Below are 19,846 nucleotides of genomic sequence, written 5' to 3' on the forward strand. Positions count from 1 at the left end.
ACCGGCAAGGCGATGGCTGTCGTTCAGCGAGGGAACCCCCGTTCGGCCGGCACACCCTGTCCGGTCGAAGAACGACGGCGTCAGGCAGGTCTCCTGGCTCGCGGGTCGATGCTTTCCGGCCGCCTTCTCGGACCTTCATGGCCCAATGGCGCGATGGCCGGATGGCTCGCCGCTTACAGTTGCAGGGGCAGCGCGGGCGTTCCACCCGACTTCCCTTTTCATCCCCTTGCGGGGAACCTGTCGCACCAGCGCTGATAAAGCCGCCTTCGTCCAATCGCAAGGGTGGAAAAACAAAGCCGGCCCAGCCCGCTCCAATCGCGCGACTTGCCCTCGGCCGGGCAATGGCAAAGCTTCTCTTCACCTGCGTGAACTGCTATTATCGGGCGATAGGGAGAGGGCCATGGCGATTCTGACGCGATGGATGGACTGGTTCTGCCGCCTGTTCGCATGCACGGCTGAAAACGACATGCTGGTCAACGACCTGATCGCGCACATCCGTTCCGACATCACCGAACGCTGAGCGGCAGGCGCGCAGCCGCTTTCCCATTCGGCCCGCATTCACGGGAACGGGTGCGCCTCTCGCGGGTATTATGGCTATGTTGGCCAACGACCTCGGCACCACGCTCGTCCGCCTCTTTCTCGCGACCCTGCTGGGGCTCGCCCTGGGGTTCGAGCGCGAACGCAACGGCCATGATGCGGGCCTGCGCACCCACGGGCTGGTATCGCTGAGTTCGGCCATGCTGACCCTGTCCGCCCTGGAACTGGCGGAAGTCCACAAGGACAGCGACCCGATCCGCGTCGTTCAGGGCCTTGCCCAGGCCATCGGCTTCATCGCGGGCGGCCTGATCTTCGTGCGCGGCGGAGATGTACGCAACATGACCACGGCGGCAAGCCTGTGGATGGCCGCTGCCGTCGGGATCACGGCGGGCGCTGGCCAATATGTCCTCGTGCTGGCAGGGTCGCTGATCGCGCTGCTGCTGCTTTCTCTGCTGCTCATATTCGAAAAGCATATCGGTCCGCGCGAGAGCGGATCGGACGATCCGGACGCCGATTCCATGACCATGCCCAACCGGCGCGGGTCCGCCCCGGAGCGCGAAAACTGAAAGCCGGCAAGATGCGTTGAAACGAGCAGCCGGAAATCGCCCGCCCATGGTCCGTCGCCCCTTTGCCCCTTCGCCCTAACGGATCGTCATTCCCGAAACCGCGCCGTCATCTGCGCGGATCGGAATAGCCGGCGCATGATCCATCGCCGCCGGGTCGGAAGGGCATAGGCAGCATCTATGGGGCATATACCTTAATCGCATCTGGCGCATTGGGCGCGTCTTCCCGATGCTGAAACGACATGAAGTTCAATGAACTGCGAACATCATTTTCGTCGCCTTGGCGAGGCGGACACGCCCGCAGGGACGAGGCAGCATCTCGAGGTCAGCATATGGACGGCGTTCGCGTAGGCAAGAGAGTGATAGGCGCACAGGCGCCCGTCATCATCGGGTGGGAAAATATAGGCCGGGTGGAAGGCGGACCGCTCAAGCAGTTCATCTTCACCTGGTTCCAGCCCACGGCGCTGTTCGCGCTCATCGCCTTCTGGTACTATGCGCCCAATTCCATCGCCAAGGCGTCCACCGCCATCGGGATCGGCATCGGTTTCAGGGTGCTGCTGCTGGCGCTCGAATGGGTCAGCCCGCGCTATGAGAGCTGGCGCCTGACGTGGAAGGAACTGGTCACCGATCTCTTCTATGTCGGGCTGGGCTACACCATTCTGGACCTTGTCGAACATTATATCGGCAGCGGTGCGGTGATCGAGGCCATCCTGCACAGTTTCGACTGGGACAAGCTGGCGTGGTTCACGGGCCTGCCGCTGCTGGTGCAGGCTTTCCTGATCTCCTTCATTTTCGACTTCGGGCAATATTGGATGCACCGGGGGATGCATAACTGGTATCCGCTCTGGCTGCCCCATTCGGTGCATCATTACATCACCCAGTTGAACATCAACAAAGGCGCGGTCGGCAATCCCGTCGAGCTTTTCCTGATCGGGCTGGGCATTGGCGGGTTCTTCGACTTCCTGCCGAGGGCCGCCCTCCTTGCCGGCACCTTCGGTCTGGCGATCGGCACCTATCAGCACATCAATGTCCGCTTCAACACGCCGCGTTGGTGGCGCTTCCTGTTCAACACCACCGAACATCACAGCCTGCATCATTCGCAGGACTTCGAAGCGACCCGCAGCAATTATTCCAACACCTATATCTTCATCGATCGCATCTTCGGAACCTGCGTCGATGGCGAGGCCGAATTGCTGGGATTGGAGGGCGGACGCCGGATGTCGATCCGCGAGCAGATGACCTATCCCTTCACCGAAGGCTGGAAGACGATCAAGGAACGCTACGGCCGCCCAGCGGCGGTGCCGGCTGAATAAGGCAACTGCTCTTGCAAAAAGGGGGTCATGTGACAGCGCGTTTCCTGGACTGGATCTGGCATATAAAGGGCAGCATGGCGCTCGCCTCCGGGCAATCGGCCGATGAAGCCATGGCCAGGCTCGGGCCCCTGTTCCGTCAGGCCGGCACCAGCCATGAGCGTATTGGCGACACGCTGACCTTCAGCAAGAAGGATCAGGCCGCGCAGGACAGGATGTCCATCTTCGATGGCGGCATTCTCAGGATCGAGAGGGAGCCAGCCGGGCCGGTGCTGCGCTATTGCCTGACCAGCCGGGCATTGCTGTTCTGCTTCCTGGCGCCGCTGCTGTTCCTGAGCTTCGCCGGGCTGACGATCGTCGCCGGCAAGCTCGCAAAGCCAGCGGCGCAGGAGACGGTGAAAAAGGACGACAAGAAGGACAAGGTCCTGCCGCAGCACTGGATCGACAAGGCGCTGGGCGCGCCGGCGCCTGAAAAGCCCAAGAAGGACGACAAGAACAAGGAGGATGGCAAGGCGCCAAAGCCCACTGCGGCCTATGTCTTCGCCGGCCTGTTCGCCGCGCTCTATGTCGTGGGACGTATTCTGGAGGGTCGGCTCGTCAAATCACTGTTCAGAAAGAGCCTGCTGAGTTGACGATGGCTGCATCGGTTCGGCTGCGCTGCTGGCCGGGCCGAAGGAATCGAGCGGCAGGGCGCCTTCGAGCACGAGTTCGCCGCTGGCGATCCTGCGCTTCAGATAGGCGAAGGTCTGCGCCGTCTGGTTGAACAGATGCTCGCCGCCCTTGAGCGCGGCGTAACGGGGCTCCTCCCCGCGCACGACCGGGGCAACGACATAATCATAGTCGCAGGCGTGGAAGAGCGCGAAGGAATAGCGTTCTTCCCTGACCTTCTTCACGCGGTGCCGTGTCGCGGCATAGCGGCCGTTGGAGAGTATCTCCATCATGTCGCCGATGTTCATGATCATCGTGCCCTCGACCAGGGGAACGTCGATCCACTGGCCCTGCCGGTCGATGATCTGGAGACCGGGCGCCGTTGCGAACAGCAGGGTGAAACATTCGTAATCGGTATGCGCGCCGATGCCCTGGCGGTCTTCAGCCGTCGCGTCGAAGGGATAATGGATCAGCCGAAGCTGGCTGGGGGGATTTCGCAGATGCGCCTGGAAATGATCTTCGTCGAGCCCGAGCGCCAGGGCGAAAGCGCGGAAAAGCTGGCCTCCGATGCCCGTCACATGGCGGTAATAAGCCTGCACGTCTTCGCGGAAGCCCGGCATTTCGGGCCACAGATTCGGACCCAGCAGCGGTCGCCTGCCCTCGGAGCGCACATAGTCGCAATTGACGTCGAACGCCTCTTTGAGGTCGCGCTGGCCGGCGGCGAATTGCTCCTCTCCCACCGGCACATAGCCGCTGTGGTTTTCCGAAAGGCCGATATAGCTCTTCATCTTGGTGTCGGCGTCGAGCGCGAAATAAGCCTGCGCGCGCGCGACGATCCTGCGGAACAAGGCATCGTCCATCTGCGCGCCCGCTATGTAGAGGAACCCTGCCTCCACGCAGGCGCGGTCGAGTTCACGGGCAACGGAAAGCCGATCCTCAAGCCTGGGGCTATCCAGTTTCGAAATGTCGACGAGCGGCAGGGCATGGTGCTGTGTCATGGATGAGGAGCGTAAATCCCCCGGGGCATAGCGATAGATGGACCCATGCTATGATTTCCATCGATTTGATCTATGAGCGGAGCAGTCCACCGCCTATGAAGAGCCGCTATATCTTCCACGAAAGCAGCACGCGCATGAACGATAGAACGCCGCTGATCGACAGGAAATTTGCCAGCCGGGTCGATTGGAACCTCATGCGGACCTTCGTGGATATCGTTCGCGCCGGCGGCATAGGCGCGGCGGCGCGACGGCTCAACCGGCAGCAGCCCAGCATCAGCGCGGCGCTCAAGCGGCTGGAGGACCATGTCGGGACGGCGCTGCTCCACCGCACCGCCACCGGCGTGGAGATGACCGCGGCCGGCAAGGCGATGATGGCGCTGTGCGAGGACATGCTGGAATCCGCCCGAATGATGCCCCATGTGATCGCGCAGGCGACCAAGCGGGTCGAGGGCATCGTCCGCATCCAGATCGTGTCCGGCCTGGTGTCCGCCGAGTTCGACGAAGCCATTGCCAGCTTTCACCGGCGCAATCCGGCCATCCACATCGAAATCCGTGTCTCTCCCTGGCGTCAGCTTCTCGATGCGCTGGAGCAGGGGGAGGTGGAGATCGGGGTGGGCTATGACAGCAGCGTTCGGGGAAGCCTGATGTACGAACCGCTGCTGATCGAGCGTCAGCAGCTCTATTGTTCGCGCAGCAGCCCCTATTTCGGCTATCGGGTGAGCCGATTGGGCGAGTTGAAGGATCAGGGTTTCGTCCTGACCGGCGATGATGAAATAGAGGCGATCACCCATTTGCGCCGGCGCTATCGGCTCGGCACCGTGGTGAGCGGCCTTGCGGAGGACATCAATGAGGCGCGGCGACTTATCAACATGGGCGTAGGGATCGGCTTCCTTCCCACCGCCGCTGCTGCAAGTGACGTTGCAAGCGGCCGTTTATGGCCCATGCTGTTCGCGGATTTCGAGCCCGCTTACGACATCTTCCTGCTTGCCCGGTCGGAACCGGCGCGGGACACAGCCACGCAGCTCTTCTGGGATGAGGTCATCCGGCGCGTGCGTGCGCAACGGGCATAAATCCAGTCTATGGCTTTCATCGGGATTTTCCACCTCCCTTCATGACGCAGCGCAGCGCAGTGTGCATGCACTGACAGGAGCTGCGGCATGGAAACCAGCCTCAAAGACCGGCTATTCAACCTGATCCCGCCTGCCATGATCGCGGTCGTCCTCAGCTTCTGGGCGTGCGGGCCAAGGTCTCTGGTCGAGCATCCCTGGGCTCTCACCGTGACTTCTCCCCTCATCGTGATCGCCATCCTGCTGCTGGAGGCTGTGCACGAACGTCATGCCGGCTGGCGCATGAACAGGCGGGAGTTCTTGACGGACCTTTATTATTCGGTCCTCAGCGCGACCGTGATCGCCTGGCTGACGCAGAAATTGGCCGAGGAACCGCTGGTCGCCCTCAAGGCCTCGCTGGGGCTGACCACGGCATGGGCGAGCCATCTGCCCTGGCTGGCGCAGGTCGCAATGGTGATCTTCCTCATCGAATTCGGACAGTATTGGATGCATCGGCTGATGCACAATTGGACGCCTTTCTGGCTGACCCATGCGCCGCATCACCATATCACCCAGCTTAATGCGGCCAAGGGCGCCGTCGGCAACCCGATCGAGCTGTTCCTGATCAGCCTGAGCGTCGTCGCGCTGTTCGATTTCGACAAGACGGCCATCTTCGCAGCCCTGAACGCCATGGGCGTCATCTCCGTCTTCGCCCATGCCAATGTGCGCGCCGACCCCCCGATCTGGTACTCCTTCTTCTTCACGACGATCAGGCACCACAGCCTGCACCATTCCACCGACTATGAGAGCACGCGTTGCAATTACGGCAACTCGCTGATCCTGCTGGATCGCATCTTCGGAACATATCGCGAGGGCGAGGGCATTTTCGTCGGGCAGGACGACCGCAAGCGGCTGACCATCCGGGAGCAGACGATGTTCCCCTTCGCGCCGATGATCGAGAAATTCAAGGTCTGGCGCGCAGCCAAGCAGCCACGCGGCGCACTGGCTGAGGCAGGCCCGGCCGATGATCTGGACCGGGACGCTGCGGGAGCAAAGGCCGCGGCATGATGGCGGCCCGCTCCGGTCAGGCCATCGCAGCGCGAAGCGCGCTCGCCCGGGGCGATATCGATGCCACTCAGCGATTGGCCGCGACGCTGGTGTCGGAAAATCCCGGCGATGCCGAAGGTCACTTCCTCCTTGGCGTCGCAGAATCGAGCATCGGCCGCGTCCATGCGGGCATCCAGCATCTCGGCCGCGCGATCGAACTCGATCCCCAAGGCGAATATCGCGCGCAGCTTGCCAAGCTCTTCACCCTCGTCCGGCAGGACGGGGACGCCGCCGCGGTGCTCCACGACGCAGAGCAGGCCCTGCCCGGCGATGCCCTGAGCCGCGACACGATGGGCTGCGTCTATGCCCGCCTTGGCGACCATCCGGCCGCGCTCGGTCATTTTTCGGCAGCGGTGCGGCTCAAACCCGGGAACAGGCAGTTCCGCTACAACCAGGCCGTGACGCTCAACTTCCTCGGCCGGACGGAGGAAGCCGAAGCCGCGCTGGAGGCGTTGATCGCCCTGGCGCCGGATGATGCCCGTGCCCATCACCTTCTCTCCAGCCTGCGCAAGCAGTCAGCCGGGCATAATCATGTCGAGCGCCTCGCGAAGGTCCACTCCACCACCGGGGACGGACGGGGCAGGCTGCTGCTGGGCTATGCTCTGGCGAAAGAACTCGAAGATCTCGGCCGCCCGGAAGAAGCACTGGAACGGCTCTGCGCGGTCAATGCCGAGCATCGCCGGACGTTGCGCTACGAATTTGCGCGCGATGCAGCGACCTTCGACGCGATAGAGGCGAGTTGGCCGAGCATCGCCGCGGCTCCTGTGAACGACGCCCCCGGAGATGCGCCGATCTTCATCATCGGGATGCCGCGCACCGGCACGACGCTGGTCGACCGCATTCTCTCGTCTCACCCTGACGTCGAAAGCGCCGGGGAACTGCAAGCGATGCCGCTCGCCGTCAAGAAGGCGGCAGGCACGCGCACGCCCACGGTCATGGACCCGGAGACGATCGCCACGGCTGCCGCCAGCGACATGGGCGCGATCGGCCGCGACTTCCTGCAACGCGCCAGCCATCACCGCCGCGCCCCGGGCCGGAGGTTCATCGACAAGTTTCCGGGTAATTTCCACTATGCCGGGTTCATTGCGCGGGCCCTCCCGGCAGCCAGCATCGTCTGCCTCCGTCGCCACCCGATGGACACGGTGCTCAGCAACTTCCGCAATCTCTTTGCCGTCAATTCGCGCTATTATGACTATAGCTACGACCTTCTGGAGATCGCCGCTTACTACGTCCGCTTCGACCGGCTGATGGCCCTGTGGCGCGAAGTCCTGCCGGGGCGGGTCATCGAACTGCGCTACGAGGATCTTGTGGCGGACCAGGAAGGCCAGAGCCGCCGCCTGCTCGCCCATTGCGGTCTGGAATGGGCGGATGAGTGCCTGTCCTTCCACACCAATGATGCGCCGGTTTCCACGCCCAGCGCGGCGCAGGTCCGCCGGCCGATCTACCGCGACGCGGTTGCGCGGTGGAAACGGCATGAGCAGGTCCTGGAACCCGTTCGACGCTTCTTCGAACGATCCGGCATTTCCATCGACTGAAAGGGAGCGCGCGACCATGCCCAGATCTGGAACATTCGCCTTCTGCATGGCCCTGGCTGCGGGGTTCGTGCAGCCAGCCGCCGCCGCTTCCTCCCCACGGACCCGTCTGGTGGAGTTTCGGTCGGAAAACTGCCTGCTGATTTCCGGCAGTCGCGACAATGCCGCTTCAAAGGTCAGCGTCAATGGCCACATCGTGCCGGTCGAAGGCCGCCATAACTGGCGGGTTCGCTTGCCGGTCAGCACCGTCCGGTCCTGGTCCGCTCCCATGGCGCGAACGGTTACGGTCGCGGTCGAGGGATTGAGCCATGAAGCCGATCTGCCGATCGGGCTGCTCGGTCATGCTGATGACCTTGCGATGCTGGTGGTCAGGGCGAAGTAATAACCGCTATGGTCATAAGTAATAAAAGAACATATTCGGAATAGATATTGTAAGTTTTCTCTCCTGGGCTTATCTACGCGCCAGCCGCCGAAGAGCGGTGCTCGTTTTTCGCACAGGAGAAGATAATGAAGATTGGGCTCATGTGCCTGGCGGCTTTCGCCTTCGCGACCCCGGCAATCGCTGGCACTGCCGGCGGCAATCCCTTCGCTCAGGACACCGCGATCCTCGACCTCGAGGGGTTGGACCTCTCTACCGCCTCTGGCCAGCAGAGCCTCGCCATCCGCATGGATCAGGCGGCGCGGGCCGTTTGCGGCGATCATTTGGCGGGCGTGCACCTCGCTCTCGAATCCAAGGCGCGGGATTGTCGCACTGCGGTTGCGGCCGACATCCGCGCCCAGATTGAAGCCCGGCTTGCCAAGGCTGGCGATAAGTCGCCCGTCCAAATGGCTTCCGCCCGCTGAAAATCTGCTCCGCGGCGCTTGATGGCGCCGCGGACGCCTCATTTCGCCAGCTTCGCCGGATCGGGCCACCAGGTCAGCGTGTGCACGTCATGCGCGGACGTCCAGATGCCTGAATCCGTGAAGCGCAGCGCGCCGCTGCCTTCCGCTTTCCCCACTCGCGCCCTGACCGTCATCGACTTGGGATCGATCACGACAAAGGTCTGATCCTCCGTGGTGCGCAGCCACACCAGCCCGCCGCCCGTATCGATGTCGCCCCATTTCAGCACTGCGCCGACCTTCACCCGGCCAGCCGCGTCGCCAGTTTCCGGGTCGATGCGGACGACCGTTCCGTCGCCCTGCTCCTGAACCCAGACCCCGCCTTCCCCGGCCGCAAGGAAACCCGGCTCCTTGCCCAGTGCCGTCGTCTTGACGACGCTGTCGGTCGCGGGGTCGATGCGCTGGATCGAGCGGCTCTCGCTGCTGACCGCCCAGACCGATCCGAAACCGAACGCCAGATAATGGGTGCCGGGATTGACGGGGATGGTTGCCGTCACCGCGTTCTTCGCCGGGTCGACGCGGGATACGACGCCCTTCTGATCGCTGGCGACCCAGATCGATCCGGCACCGGCGACCACATTCAGTTCGCCCTTGGGATTGGCGATGCCGGTGGGGATGGTGGCAGTCTTCTGCGCGGTCTTCGTATCGATCTTTATGAGCGCATTTTCCTGGCAATCGGCCACCCAGAGCGCTCCGTCGGACAGGGACATGGCGCCGCAGGGTTTCGACATGGCGACGGCGGCAAGCCTGCCCTGCCGCGACCAGCGCTCGACCCGGCCGGCATTGGTCGCCCAGACGCTGTCGCCGTCGACCGCCAGGAAGTCCGCAAAGCCCGGCACCTCGATCACCTGCTCCGCATGGGCCATGGAAGCCGCACATCCCGCCGCCACTGTCATGATCAATCTCCTGAGCCTTTTCATGCCTTGCCCTTTCCTTGCGAAGATCAGGCGCGCTGCGCGATATAGGCGCGCCATCCGCCCAGGGCGGTGATGTCCTCCGCTCCCGTCAGCGCGCGCGGCTCAGCGACGAAGCCCTTGACGCTGCTGCCGTCGGCCAGCGTCACCGTGCCTATGGCAAGTGGCGCCGGCACCTCGACCACGAAGCTGCCGAACTCGGCGATGCCAAGCTCGTAAACCTCAAGCGCGATCGATCCGCCATCCTCGCTGTGCACCAGTGCAGGCTTGGGCGGCACGCTGTTCGCGATCGCGTAGAGGCGGTAGTTGGGTGCCGTTTCGAAAGCACCCACGAACTTCGCGTCGCGGGAGGTGAGTTGCCAGTGCAGCGGCATGTCCTTCAGATGAGCGCCGACTACAGCGAGTTTTACGGTTTCCATTTTGCCCTCCAGATCGAGCGGTGGCGGCGACGGAATATCCGCGGCCGAAATATAGGCGTCGGCGGCGTCGAGCAGCGCAACATCGCTGTCGGCGGGACCGATCAGGGTGATGCCGAACCCGGTCGCATTCGACCTTATGCCGGCGGGCACGGCGACGGCGGCCATGTCCAGCAGGTTCACGAAATTGGTGTAGAAGCCCAGGGCGCTGTTCAGCGCGATCGGCGCGGCCTTGAGTTCCGCCACCCGATAGGTCGTGCCGGTGGTGGGGAAGGCGAGCAGGTCGATGCTCTCCCAAAGCGTGTCGGCGTGACGCTTGAGTTCGGCAAGCCGATAGATGCCGTTGAACAGATCGACGGCGCTTATTTCCAGTCCCGGCTCGACGACTTCACGCACGGTCGGGTCTATCGCGTGGGGATGGTCGGCAAGCAGGTCCGCGATGGCGGCGGTCCGCTCCGCCACCCACGGGCCACCATAGAGGAGCTGCGCCGCTTCCTGTAGCGGCGCATAGTCGATCTCCACCAGTTCGGCGACGGTGGAGAGCCTGTCGAGCGCCCGGTCGTAAAGATATTCGGACTGCGCGTCGCCGAAGAAGGAGCGCTGGTCGCGGCGGGGAACGCCGATCCTCTTGCGCCCGATCGGCCGGTCGGCAAGCGGTTTGGAATAGGGATCGGCCGCATCGAAGCCAGCCGCGACGGAATCGACCAGCCGGGCGTCCGCCGTGTCGCTCGTGAAGGCGGTGATGCAGTCGAGCGTGCGGCAGGCTGGCACGAGACCGCTGTTGCTCCACCGGCCTTTGCTGGGCTTGAACCCGATCAAATGCTGGAAAGCGGCCGGAACGCGGCCCGATCCTGCGGTGTCGGTGCCGAGCGCGAAGGCAACCAGTCCCGCCGCCACGGCGACCGAGGAACCGGAGCTGGAGCCGCCGCTGACATAGGACAGGTTGTAGGCGTTTCTGGGGCTGCCATAGGGGCTTCGCGTGCCGTTCAGTCCCGTGGCGAACTGGTCGAGATTGGTCTTGCCGACGCAGATCGCACCCGCCGCGATCAGCCGCTCAACGACCGTGGCCGAAGCCTTCGGCCGATAGGTGAAGGCGGGGCAGGCCGCGGTCGTATCGAGCCCCTGGACATCGATATTGTCCTTCACGGCGAAGGGGACGCCGGCCAGCGGCAAGGCTTCGCCCGCCGCCACCCGCGCATCGACCGTGCGGGCGGCCTCGATCAGGGCGTCCGGCGCGACCCGGCTGATCCAGATCTGGGGCTGAACCGCGTCATAAAGGGCCAGACGCGCGATCGTCTCTTCGGCCACCGCAACGGCGCTCATGCGCCCCGCCCTGACCGCATCGGCAATCATCGACACGCTGCGGCGGTTCAGCCGGTTCCCGGCTGGCGCGGTCATGCGTGCCTCCTCAGCGCCATCATCGGCGCGCCGGGCTGCAGCGACTGCCGCTCCTGCACATAGAGCGCCTCGACCCTGCCCGCGCCCGGGCTGTGAACGGCACATTCCATCTTCATCGCCTCTATGATCGCGATCGTTTCGCCGGCATCGACCTCGTCGCCGGGCCCAACGAGCAGTTTCCACAGGCTGCCGCCGAACGGCGCTTCGACCAGATCGGCGCCATCGGGAATTTCCACGGCGTCCGGCTGGGGCTGCTCAGCTTCGGATAGATGAGCGACGCGGTCGAATTCGCCGTTCCGCTGCCACTCGGCCCGCTCCTCATCGAAGGCGCTCTGTCGTCGCGCCTCAAATTCCGCGATCGACTTCGCATTGTCGGCAAGGAAAGCGCGATAATCGGAGAGGCGGAATTCGCACGGCTCAATCCTGATCGAGCGTCGGCCGCTCGGAAAATCGCGCCGCCATTCGACGAGTTCGTCCGCGCTTACAGGATAGAAGCGGATCTGGTCGAAAAAGCGCAGCAGCCAGGGCTTTCCCTCGGTGAAGGCGTCGGTCTGCCGATGGGTATTCCACATCTGGATGGTGCGGCCGAACAGTTGATAGCCGCCCGGCCCTTCCATGCCGTAGATGCACATATAGGCCCCGCCGATGCCAACGACATTGGGCGGCGTCCAGGTGCGCGCGGGGTTGTATTTGGTGGTGACCAGCCGATGCCGAGGATCGACCGGCGTGGCCACCGGGGCGCCCAGATAAACGTCGCCCAGGCCCAGGACGAGATAATTGGCCTCGAAGATCAGATTCTCCACGGCCGCGGCATCGGGAAGGCCGTTGATCCGCCGGATGAACTCGATATTGTCGGGGCACCAGGGCGCATCGGCGCGGACGGCGCCCATATATTTCTCGATCGTCTCGATCGTGGCCGGATCGCGCCAGCTGAGCGGCAGGTGGACGATACGCGACGGGACGACGAAGTCCGCCAGATCGCCCAGCCGCTCCTCCGCCGCCATCAGCATGTCGAGGGCGGCTCGCTGATCCATGATCTCGCCGTCGAAATGCAACTGGAGGGAGCGGATTCCGGGCACGATGTCGACAATCCCGGCAGGATCGAGCCTTTCCAGCTCGGCCATCAGCGCATGCGCCCTTATCCGCAGCTCGATATCCAGCACGATGGGCCCGTATTCGACCAGGATATTGCGGTCGCCCTGCTGGCGATAGACCGTGCGCGGGCGATCCGGGGTGGCCGGGATTTCCGCAAGGATGGGGGTGAGCGTGCCGATGGGCCGGGCTGGTCCGCCCCCAAGCGCCGTACCCGATGCGATCAGCCCGCGCTGGTGCAAATCCGCCGCGCGCGCATCCTCGACATCGACCGGCACGAAGCGCAGCTTGTCGCCGGGCGCCAGCTGACCCATGATCCAGCGATCGGCGGCGATCACGACGAAGGGGCAGACAAAGCCGCCGAGCGAAGGGCCGTCCGGACCCAATATGATCGGCATGTCGCCGGTGAAGTCCACGGCCCCGATCGCATAGGGATTGTCGTGAATGTTGGACGGGTGCAGACCCGCTTCCCCGCCGTCGGTGCGCGCCCAGCGGGGCTTGGGGCCGATCAGCCGGACGCCGGTACGATTGCTGTTATAGTGGACCTGCCACTCCGCCGTCACGATTTCCTCAATATCCTCGTCGGTGAAGAAATCGGGCGCCCCGTGCGGGCCATAGAGCACGCGCAAGGTCCATTCATTCGTCAAGGGCGGCAGCGCGACTTCCGGCAAGGCAGGCCCGACCCCGTCACCGGCCAGATGCAGCGTATCGCCAGCCAGCAACCGGCGCGCGGCATGTCCGCCGAACTGGCCAAGCTCGAAGGTGCTGCGACTGCCGAGATAGGGCGCGATGTCCAGGCCGCCGGCCATGAGGATGTAGCCGCGTATGCCGCCGCCCCTCACCCGGCCAAGGCTAAGCGTCCGCCCCTCCCCCACGTCGAAGGCGACGCCACGCGGCACCGGCGTTCCGTCAAGCTTGGCGTCGAAATCAGCGCCGGTCAGGCAGATGCGCGCTGGCGCGTTGAAGGTCAATGTCGGGCCGGTATGGAGCACTTCCAGGCCAGCCGTGCCTTCGGCATTGCCGAGCAGCCGGTTGCCCAGCCGGAACGACTGGTCGTCCATCGGGCCCGATGGCGGAACACCCACGGCCCACAGTTTCTGCCGGCCGGGCCAATCCTGAACGGTCGTCGCCGTGCCGCCGCTGACGACCTGGATGCTGCGCGGATGGAAAGCGATGCCGTCGAGGACGCGGGTCGAGACTTCCCCGCTGACGAAGGGAGACGAACGCACCACCTCCCGAAGCCAGCGCAGGTTGGTCTCGATCCCGTCGATACGGCTTTGGTCCAGTGCCGCCTGCATGGCGGATACGGCTTGGGCGCGGGTGGGCGCGTGCACGATCAGCTTCGCCAGCATCGGATCGTACCAGGCGCTGACCGTGCTGCCGGCCATGCACCAGGTTTCGACGCGAATGTCGGGCGGAAACGCGACCGCCGCCAGCGTGCCGGAAGTCGGGCGATAGTCGAGTGCGGGATCTTCGGCGTAGAGGCGCACCTGCACGGAATGGCCATTGGGACGCGGCGGCTCCCTGTCGAGGAAGGAGAAGTCTCCGGCAGCGCCGCGGATCATCCATTCGACAAGATCGATGCCCATCACTTCTTCAGTGACGCCATGTTCGACCTGAAGGCGGGTGTTCATCTCTAGAAAGAAAAATTCTTCCCGTTCCGCATCATAGAGAAATTCGACCGTTCCCGCCGACCGATAGGACGCGGCCTCGCCCAGCCGCGTGGCGGCAGCGATCAGCGCGCTGCGCACCGCGTCGGGCAGCAGGGGCGCAGGCGCTTCCTCGACCACTTTCTGGTTGCGGCGCTGGAGCGAGCAGTCCCGTTCGCCCACCGGCAGGACGCGCCCCTCGCCATCGCCGAATATCTGCACCTCGATATGCCGCGCGCGCCGGATGTAGCGTTCCAGGAAGATGCCCGCGTCGCCGAAATTGCTTTCGCCCAGACGAGCGACGGCGGCGAAACTCTCGCGGACGGCGGCCTCGTCCTCGCAGACGCGCATGCCGATGCCGCCGCCGCCCGCAGTCGCCTTGAGGATCACGGGGAAACCGATCTCACGAGCGGCGAGTACGGCCTGCGCCTCGTCCCTGAGCAGATCCGTGCCGGGCGCGAGCGGAACATCGTGCGCGGCGGCAAGCTCGCGCGCGCTGTGCTTCAGGCCGAAGGTGCGGATATTATCCGGCGTGGGGCCGATGAAGATGATCCCGGCCTTCGCGCAAGCCTGTGCGAACTCGACATTTTCAGCGAGGAAACCGTAACCCGGGTGAATGGCGCCAGATCCCGTCCTGCGGGCCGCATCCAATATGGCCTCTATGTTGAGATAGCTTTCCGAGGCGCGCGCGCCGCCAATGCAGACCGCTTCGTCGGCCAGTGCGACGTGGAGCGAATCCTCGTCGGCTTCGGAATAGACCGCGACTGATCGCAGGCCCATCCGGCGCAGCGTGCGGATGATGCGGGTGGCGATCGCTCCGCGATTCGCGATGAGAACGGTATCGAACCTCATGCGGCGACAATCATGCGCACGGGCGTCGGGTTGAAACCGTTGCACGGATTGTTGATCTGCGGGCAGTTGGAAACCACCACGATGACATCCATCTCCGCACGCAGGTCCACGGTCAGGCCGGGCGCGGAGATGCCATCGACGATCCCCAGCGATCCGTCGGCCTCCACCGGCACGTTCATGAAGAAGTTGATGTTGGAGACAATGTCGCGCTTGCCCCGGCCTTCGCGCAGATTCGCCTCCAGGAAGTTTTCGACGCAGGCATGTTCGGCCTTGGTGTGGTGGCCGTAGCGAAGCGTGTTGGATTCGCAGGAACAGGCGCCGCCGATGGTGTCGTGATAATCGACGGACGTGGCGGTGATCGTCATCATCGCCCGCCCCTCGTTGGAACGCAGCACCGCGCCTTCGCGAAGGAATAGATTGCCTTGCGCGGCGACGGTGTCCTGCGCGCTGTAACGCTCCGCATCGTCCTGCGCGGAATAGAGGAGGAAATCGACCGCCTGATTCCCTTCCAGATCGACGATCCGCAGGGTCTGGCCGGCTGCGACATGATGCAGCCAGGGCGCTCGCGCCGGCACGATCACGTCATGGAGGACAGTGCCCGGAAGGCCGGACAAGTGAATATCGACGCTCATTGAGGCGTTTTCCTTTTAACGGCGGAAATAGTCTTCGACATTCTCGAAGGCGCGCAGGCCTTCTGGAGTGGCGGTGCGGATGGCATCGTCGGCGGGAGTGACCGGACCGCGCCAGGCCGTCGCGCGAAGCGGCGTCACGGTCCAATCCTCGCGCGGGTCCAGGACATGCGGGCAGTTCGCGATCACCACGATCACATTCATCTCGGCGCGCAGCACCAGGCTTCGCGCCTGGGCAAAGGGGCCCAACTGCGGCACGATCGCTCCGTCGGCTTCGATCCGCACGCCCTTGAACAGGTTGACGCACGGATGCACGTCGCGCCGCTGGAGGCCGTGTTTGGCGACGCCGAGCAGGAAGCGGTCGCGTCCGCTGGGCGTCGGGCCGCTATTGGCCCCATTGCCATATCTGGCCGCATTCGTCGCAGCGTTGGAGGTGCCGCAGAAGGCATCATGCGTCCCCGCCCCATCCTCGACAAAGCTCATGAGGACACGGCCCATGTCCGACAGCAGCAGCTTGCCCGTGCCGAGATAGGCGTTCCATTGCACTTTCACCGTATCGGCGACGTTGAGCCGTTCGGTCGGCAGTTCGGCGTTGAAGATGAGGAGCGAAGCACAGGCATCGCCCTTGAGGTCGATCAGCCGCAGGCGGGCGCCGCGCGGCAAACGCCGCGTTGCATAGCCGCCCGCCGCGATCGTCTCTTCCCACAGAAGATCGTCCGCGGGCACGCCGTCCGGCAGGTCGCTGGCCACCGGCGGCAACACCGGCATGGCTTCCACCGCGGTCCCGGCCTTGGCTCTGGCATGGTCGCGGGCGGCGGTGGGGTTGGTAAGGGCCGTCATGCCATCACTCCCTTGGTCTGTTTGCTGGATTCCTGTTCATAGAGCGGCGGCAGCAGGGCGGTTGTGGTGACGAGCTGGAGCTGGTGGACGCCGCGCACCCGCCGAAGCGCATCGCACAGTTCCTTGAGCAGCGAGGCAGGCCCCTGCACCAGCAGCACCTCAAGCGACTGGTCATCCTCCAGAAAGACATGCTGAGAGGAGATGACCTCCTTCAGATAGTCCGCCTGCGTCTGGGCAAGCTGATGCCGCACGCGGCCGCGGTCGCCGCGATAGACGATGGTGATGGTGCCGGCCAACATCTCGTCGGGCCGGGTAAAGGCTTCATGTTCGGCAAGCGCATGACGGATGAGTTCGGCGATGAGCTGCGAACGCGACGGCAGTCCGCGTTCCTCCACCATCATGTCGAGCTGCCGGAACAGGTCCGCCGGCAGGCTCATGCTCAGCCTTGCAAGGCCCGCAGATTCGCTACCCATGTCCAATCTTCTCCTCATGATGCCGGTCGCCGTTTTCCGGCGCGGCTATCGCCTCTTCCCCGGCCGCGTCGCTCGCGCGTTTGCGCAGGGCGAGGTCGTAAACAGCCGTCGCGCCGAAGCGGTGCGGGGCGTGCGGGTCGTGACGGCGCTTGTCGAGCGCCAGCACCCGCGTCCCCAGGTTGAAGGCTTCGTGGATGTCGTGAGTCACCATGATGATCGTCAGCGAATAGTCGCGCCAAAGCCGGGTGATCAGCCGGTGCATGTCGGAACGGATACCCGGATCCAGCGCGCCGAACGGTTCATCGAGCAGCAGGATGCGGGGGCGCTTGATAAGCGCCTGCGCGATGGCCAGACGCTGCTGCATGCCGCCCGAAAGCTGTGCGGGATAGAGGTGAAGGCTGTCGCCAAGGCCGACGGCATCCAGCATTTCGGTGGCTTCTTCCACCGCCGCGCTGCGAGCCCTGCCGAACAGGCGCGCCAGAAGCGGCGATTGGGCGCATTCCAGCCCGAAAACCGTGTTCCGCAAGGCCGACAGGTGGGGAAATACCGAATAGCGCTGAAACACGACGCCCCGATCGGGTCCGCATTCAGGCGTCAGCGGCATCCCGTCGAGAAGGATGGAACCCCGCGTCGCCGCTTCCTGGCCGAGGATGAGACGCAGCAGGCTGCTTTTGCCGGCGCCCGAAGGGCCGATGATCGACACGAAAGACCCTTCCTCGATATCGATCGTCACGCGTTCGAGCACGATCTTCTCGCCATATTCGATCCAGACATCACGAAGAGAGAGAAGCGCGCTCAATGGCTGACTCCGTGGGCCCAGGGGAACAGGCGCTGGCTGAGGAAGGTGAGGGAAAGATCCATCACCACGGCCAGCAGCGCGATCCACGCGACATAGGGAATGATGACATCCATCGAGAGATAGCGGCGGACGAGGAATATGCGGTAGCCAAGTCCGATGTCGGACGCGATCGCCTCGGCCGATATGAGGAAGACCCAGGCCGGCCCCAGCGACAGGCGTACGGCGTGAAGCAGGCGCGGCAGGGCCTGGGGCAGCGCCACCCTTATTATGATCTGCCAGCTGCTCGCCCCCAGCGTCTGCGCCTTGATGATCTGTTCGCGCGGCAGGGCAGCGACGTGCGCGGCAATGTCCCGCACCATGACCGGCGCTATGCCGATGACGATGAGCGCGACCTTGGCAGTTTCCCCCAGGCCCAGGGCGATGAAGAGGATAGGAAGCAGCGCGATGGGTGGGATCACGGCGATGCCCGTTACCAAAGGTCCGAAGGTCGCCCGCACGGGGGGAAGGATGCCGAGCACCAGCCCCACAAGAAGCGCCGCGAGCGTCGCGATGCCCAAACCGATGCCAAGCCGCTCCAGGCTCGCCAGCGTATCCGCCCAGAATAGCAGCTGTCCCGTCAGCTGGTCCGGCTGGAAAAGCAGCCCGGACATCGCCTTCGTCATGCCGTCGGGCAACGGCAATATCTTGTCGAACTGATTGGCGGCGTGGCGTTGAGCCGCCAGGAAAAGATAGAGCAGGACCAGCAGCAGGATCGGCACCGCCCCCAGCAGCAGCCGGTCGCCTCGGCTGACATGTCGATTCACCCAGCGCATATCATCATCGTCCTACAGAGTGGATCGATCGGGGCAGCTCAAAGCTTTCCGTCGGCCGCCAGTTTCATGAAGCTTTCGTCGAACCGCAGCGTTACATGCTGCGCGTCGCCCAGCGTCTTCCCGCCGGCGAAGCTCATGCCGACGGCATCGGCTGAGGCCGCGCCCTTGAACAGGCCATGGGCGAAGCTGAAATCCCGCACCTGCGCCATGCTTTGAACGAGTGCGGGGGCAGATGTGGCCGCCACGGCGGATTTGGGATCGGCATAGAGATGCGTGGTCGCCAACTGGCTCTCGAACACTTCGGGTGTCGTGCCCGCCAGCTTCGCCATGGCCGCGCGTGCCGCCTTGCCCTGCGCGTCCTGCCTTTTCATCAGCGCCATCGTATCGAACCAGATGCCGGTCAACGCCTTGCCCAGATTCGGATTGGCTTTCAGGGTCGCCGTATCGACCACCAGCAGATCCAGTATTTCACCGGGGATCTGGGCCGAGCTGAAGACCTCCTTTGTCCCGGCCTGTCCCTTCATGACCGAAAGCTGCGGGTTCCATGCGACCGCCGCGGTGACGTCCGGACTGGAAAAGGCCCCGACGATATCGGCGTCGGAGGTGTTCACGGTCTTGATGTCGGTGGGCTTCATCCCCGACTTCTCCAGCGCGCGGGCGAGAAGATAGTGGGAGACCGAAAGTTCGACCAGATAGACCTGCCTGCCCTTGATCGCTGAAAAATTGTCGGCGCCCTTGAGCAAGATACCATCATTGCCGTTTGAATAGTCACCGACTATGATCGCGCTGGTATCCTTCCCCCCGGCGGCCGGAATCGTCAGGGCGTCCATATTGGTGACCGTCACGCCATCGAATTTGCCGGCGGTATATTGATTCACCGATTCGACATAGTCGTTGACCTGAACGATGTTGATCTTGATGCCGTATTTATCCGCCCACTTCTTCACAATTCCGGCCTGCTGGGCATAGGGCCACGGCATCCAGCCAGCGTATATCGACCATCCGATGTTGAACTCTGTCTTCGGCTTGGAGGGGGCGTCCGGCGCTTGCGAGCAGGATACAAGCAAAAGCGCTCCAGCCATCAGAGCAGCCCGGCCTGCATTGCGGAACATTCGGATCATTCTTTCGTCCCCTTTCGGCAAACACTATTGCAAAGCAGCACGGGTCTGTCCACCAAGAATTATTACCTTTAAAGTTTTAGGTAATACTCTCCATCGTGGCGGAAATCCGGGGGCCAGCGCCCTGACACCCGCCGTCGGGCCGGCTGAGCGACCGCGCCGATGACCGGCCCCTCCCCGCGAATCGACCAGATTGCGTTATTTTGACGGATAGACAGCGGGCAGCGTCGATCC

Annotated in this window: 18 protein-coding genes and 1 riboswitch; of the genes, 8 read left to right on the forward strand and 10 right to left on the reverse strand. The window is 63.9% G+C overall.

The features are described from left to right. Positions 1-65: 65 nt before the first annotated feature. A riboswitch (cobalamin riboswitch) is annotated at positions 66-256 on the reverse strand. 340 nt (positions 257-596) lie between these two features. The 3 genes from LDB29_RS24320 to LDB29_RS24330 all read left to right on the forward strand — a co-directional run bounded on the left by LDB29_RS24320 (position 597) and on the right by LDB29_RS24330 (position 3,042). Beyond that, positions 597-1,103: an MgtC/SapB family protein gene (locus tag LDB29_RS24320; protein WP_025546607.1), complete on the forward strand. Its 507-nt coding sequence runs from the start codon at positions 597-599 to the stop codon at positions 1,101-1,103. A 329-nt stretch (positions 1,104-1,432) separates the two neighbouring features. After that, positions 1,433-2,413, forward strand: coding sequence for a sterol desaturase family protein (locus LDB29_RS24325; RefSeq protein WP_257557299.1), 981 nt, complete (start codon positions 1,433-1,435; stop codon positions 2,411-2,413). Between the two features lie 29 nt (positions 2,414-2,442). Then, a complete protein-coding gene (locus LDB29_RS24330) occupies positions 2,443-3,042 on the forward strand; it encodes a hypothetical protein (protein ID WP_137709044.1) in 600 nt (199 codons plus the stop codon). Here LDB29_RS24330 and LDB29_RS24335 read toward each other — a convergent pair. Beyond that, entirely contained in the window at positions 3,013-4,056 is a 1,044-nt protein-coding gene (locus tag LDB29_RS24335) for an isopenicillin N synthase family oxygenase (RefSeq protein WP_257557301.1), read from the reverse strand. The two genes, LDB29_RS24330 and LDB29_RS24335, sit on opposite strands and share 30 nt — an antisense overlap. Positions 4,057-4,190: 134 nt before the next feature. Here LDB29_RS24335 and LDB29_RS24340 point away from each other — a divergent pair, with 134 nt between their 5' ends. The 5 genes from LDB29_RS24340 to LDB29_RS24360 all read left to right on the forward strand — a co-directional run bounded on the left by LDB29_RS24340 (position 4,191) and on the right by LDB29_RS24360 (position 8,584). Beyond that, positions 4,191-5,126, forward strand: coding sequence for a LysR family transcriptional regulator (locus tag LDB29_RS24340; RefSeq protein WP_025546599.1), 936 nt, complete (start codon positions 4,191-4,193; stop codon positions 5,124-5,126). An 87-nt stretch (positions 5,127-5,213) separates the two neighbouring features. Next, positions 5,214-6,170: a sterol desaturase family protein gene (locus LDB29_RS24345; protein ID WP_257557303.1), complete on the forward strand. Its 957-nt coding sequence runs from the start codon at positions 5,214-5,216 to the stop codon at positions 6,168-6,170. Continuing rightward, the gene (locus LDB29_RS24350; protein ID WP_257557305.1) at positions 6,167-7,744 is read left to right on the forward strand and encodes a tetratricopeptide repeat-containing sulfotransferase family protein; all 1,578 of its coding nucleotides are present in this window, start codon (positions 6,167-6,169) and stop codon (positions 7,742-7,744) included. Before LDB29_RS24345 ends, LDB29_RS24350 begins: the two co-directional genes overlap by 4 nt. Before the next feature lie 16 nt (positions 7,745-7,760). Beyond that, complete coding sequence (locus LDB29_RS24355) at positions 7,761-8,123, forward strand: hypothetical protein (RefSeq protein WP_044660827.1); 363 nt, start codon at positions 7,761-7,763, stop codon at positions 8,121-8,123. A gap of 125 nt (positions 8,124-8,248) precedes the next feature. Then, positions 8,249-8,584, forward strand: coding sequence for a UrcA family protein (locus LDB29_RS24360; protein WP_065846358.1), 336 nt, complete (start codon positions 8,249-8,251; stop codon positions 8,582-8,584). A 38-nt stretch (positions 8,585-8,622) separates the two neighbouring features. Here the strand turns inward: LDB29_RS24360 and LDB29_RS24365 are convergent, their stop codons facing one another. The 9 genes from LDB29_RS24365 to LDB29_RS24405 are packed head-to-tail and all read right to left on the reverse strand — an operon-like array spanning position 8,623 to position 19,615. Then, a complete protein-coding gene (locus LDB29_RS24365; RefSeq protein WP_137709049.1) occupies positions 8,623-9,540 on the reverse strand; it encodes a YncE family protein in 918 nt (305 codons plus the stop codon). A gap of 23 nt (positions 9,541-9,563) precedes the next feature. Continuing rightward, entirely contained in the window at positions 9,564-11,348 is a 1,785-nt protein-coding gene (gene atzF / locus LDB29_RS24370) for an allophanate hydrolase (RefSeq protein WP_137709050.1), read from the reverse strand. Then, complete coding sequence (gene uca, locus LDB29_RS24375; protein WP_137709051.1) at positions 11,345-14,941, reverse strand: urea carboxylase; 3,597 nt, start codon at positions 14,939-14,941, stop codon at positions 11,345-11,347. The genes atzF and uca overlap by 4 nt, the downstream gene beginning before the upstream one ends. Then, on the reverse strand, positions 14,938-15,573 hold the full coding sequence (locus LDB29_RS24380) for an urea amidolyase associated protein UAAP2 (protein WP_025546586.1): 636 nt from the start codon (positions 15,571-15,573) through the stop codon (positions 14,938-14,940). Before LDB29_RS24380 ends, uca begins: the two co-directional genes overlap by 4 nt. 15 nt (positions 15,574-15,588) lie before the next feature. After that, positions 15,589-16,410 (reverse strand): urea amidolyase associated protein UAAP1, encoded by an 822-nt coding sequence (locus tag LDB29_RS24385; RefSeq protein WP_099186752.1) that lies wholly within the window; start codon positions 16,408-16,410, stop codon positions 15,589-15,591. Further along, positions 16,407-16,883, reverse strand: a complete 477-nt coding sequence (locus LDB29_RS24390; protein ID WP_025546584.1) for a CopG family ribbon-helix-helix protein — start codon at positions 16,881-16,883, stop codon at positions 16,407-16,409. The genes LDB29_RS24385 and LDB29_RS24390 overlap by 4 nt, the downstream gene beginning before the upstream one ends. Then, a complete protein-coding gene (locus LDB29_RS24395) occupies positions 16,876-17,682 on the reverse strand; it encodes an ABC transporter ATP-binding protein (RefSeq protein WP_044660831.1) in 807 nt (268 codons plus the stop codon). Before LDB29_RS24395 ends, LDB29_RS24390 begins: the two co-directional genes overlap by 8 nt. Next, complete coding sequence (locus tag LDB29_RS24400) at positions 17,679-18,494, reverse strand: ABC transporter permease (protein ID WP_048575577.1); 816 nt, start codon at positions 18,492-18,494, stop codon at positions 17,679-17,681. The genes LDB29_RS24395 and LDB29_RS24400 overlap by 4 nt, the downstream gene beginning before the upstream one ends. 38 nt (positions 18,495-18,532) lie before the next feature. After that, complete coding sequence (locus LDB29_RS24405; RefSeq protein WP_048575578.1) at positions 18,533-19,615, reverse strand: putative urea ABC transporter substrate-binding protein; 1,083 nt, start codon at positions 19,613-19,615, stop codon at positions 18,533-18,535. Between the last annotated feature and the right edge of the window lie 231 nt (positions 19,616-19,846).

Source organism: Sphingobium sp. CFD-2, assembly GCF_024611135.1.
Lineage (GTDB): Bacteria > Pseudomonadota > Alphaproteobacteria > Sphingomonadales > Sphingomonadaceae > Sphingobium > Sphingobium fuliginis.

Bases quoted from the DNA above. Each gene is read 5' to 3' on its own strand.
- LDB29_RS24340 (WP_025546599.1), top strand. From the start codon at position 4,191: ATGAACGATAGAACGCCGCTGATCGACAGGAAATTTGCCAGCCGGGTC.
- LDB29_RS24335 (WP_257557301.1), bottom strand. From the start codon at position 4,056: ATGACACAGCACCATGCCCTGCCGCTCGTCGACATTTCGAAACTGGAT.
- LDB29_RS24400 (WP_048575577.1), bottom strand. From the start codon at position 18,494: ATGCGCTGGGTGAATCGACATGTCAGCCGAGGCGACCGGCTGCTGCTG.
- LDB29_RS24385 (WP_099186752.1), bottom strand. From the start codon at position 16,410: ATGACGGCCCTTACCAACCCCACCGCCGCCCGCGACCATGCCAGAGCC.
- LDB29_RS24360 (WP_065846358.1), top strand. From the start codon at position 8,249: ATGAAGATTGGGCTCATGTGCCTGGCGGCTTTCGCCTTCGCGACCCCG.
- LDB29_RS24405 (WP_048575578.1), bottom strand. From the start codon at position 19,615: ATGATCCGAATGTTCCGCAATGCAGGCCGGGCTGCTCTGATGGCTGGA.
- atzF (WP_137709050.1), bottom strand. From the start codon at position 11,348: ATGACCGCGCCAGCCGGGAACCGGCTGAACCGCCGCAGCGTGTCGATG.
- LDB29_RS24355 (WP_044660827.1), top strand. From the start codon at position 7,761: ATGCCCAGATCTGGAACATTCGCCTTCTGCATGGCCCTGGCTGCGGGG.
- LDB29_RS24380 (WP_025546586.1), bottom strand. From the start codon at position 15,573: ATGAGCGTCGATATTCACTTGTCCGGCCTTCCGGGCACTGTCCTCCAT.
- LDB29_RS24320 (WP_025546607.1), top strand. From the start codon at position 597: ATGTTGGCCAACGACCTCGGCACCACGCTCGTCCGCCTCTTTCTCGCG.
- LDB29_RS24365 (WP_137709049.1), bottom strand. From the start codon at position 9,540: ATGAAAAGGCTCAGGAGATTGATCATGACAGTGGCGGCGGGATGTGCG.
- LDB29_RS24325 (WP_257557299.1), top strand. From the start codon at position 1,433: ATGGACGGCGTTCGCGTAGGCAAGAGAGTGATAGGCGCACAGGCGCCC.
- LDB29_RS24345 (WP_257557303.1), top strand. From the start codon at position 5,214: ATGGAAACCAGCCTCAAAGACCGGCTATTCAACCTGATCCCGCCTGCC.
- uca (WP_137709051.1), bottom strand. From the start codon at position 14,941: ATGAGGTTCGATACCGTTCTCATCGCGAATCGCGGAGCGATCGCCACC.
- LDB29_RS24350 (WP_257557305.1), top strand. From the start codon at position 6,167: ATGATGGCGGCCCGCTCCGGTCAGGCCATCGCAGCGCGAAGCGCGCTC.
- LDB29_RS24390 (WP_025546584.1), bottom strand. From the start codon at position 16,883: ATGGGTAGCGAATCTGCGGGCCTTGCAAGGCTGAGCATGAGCCTGCCG.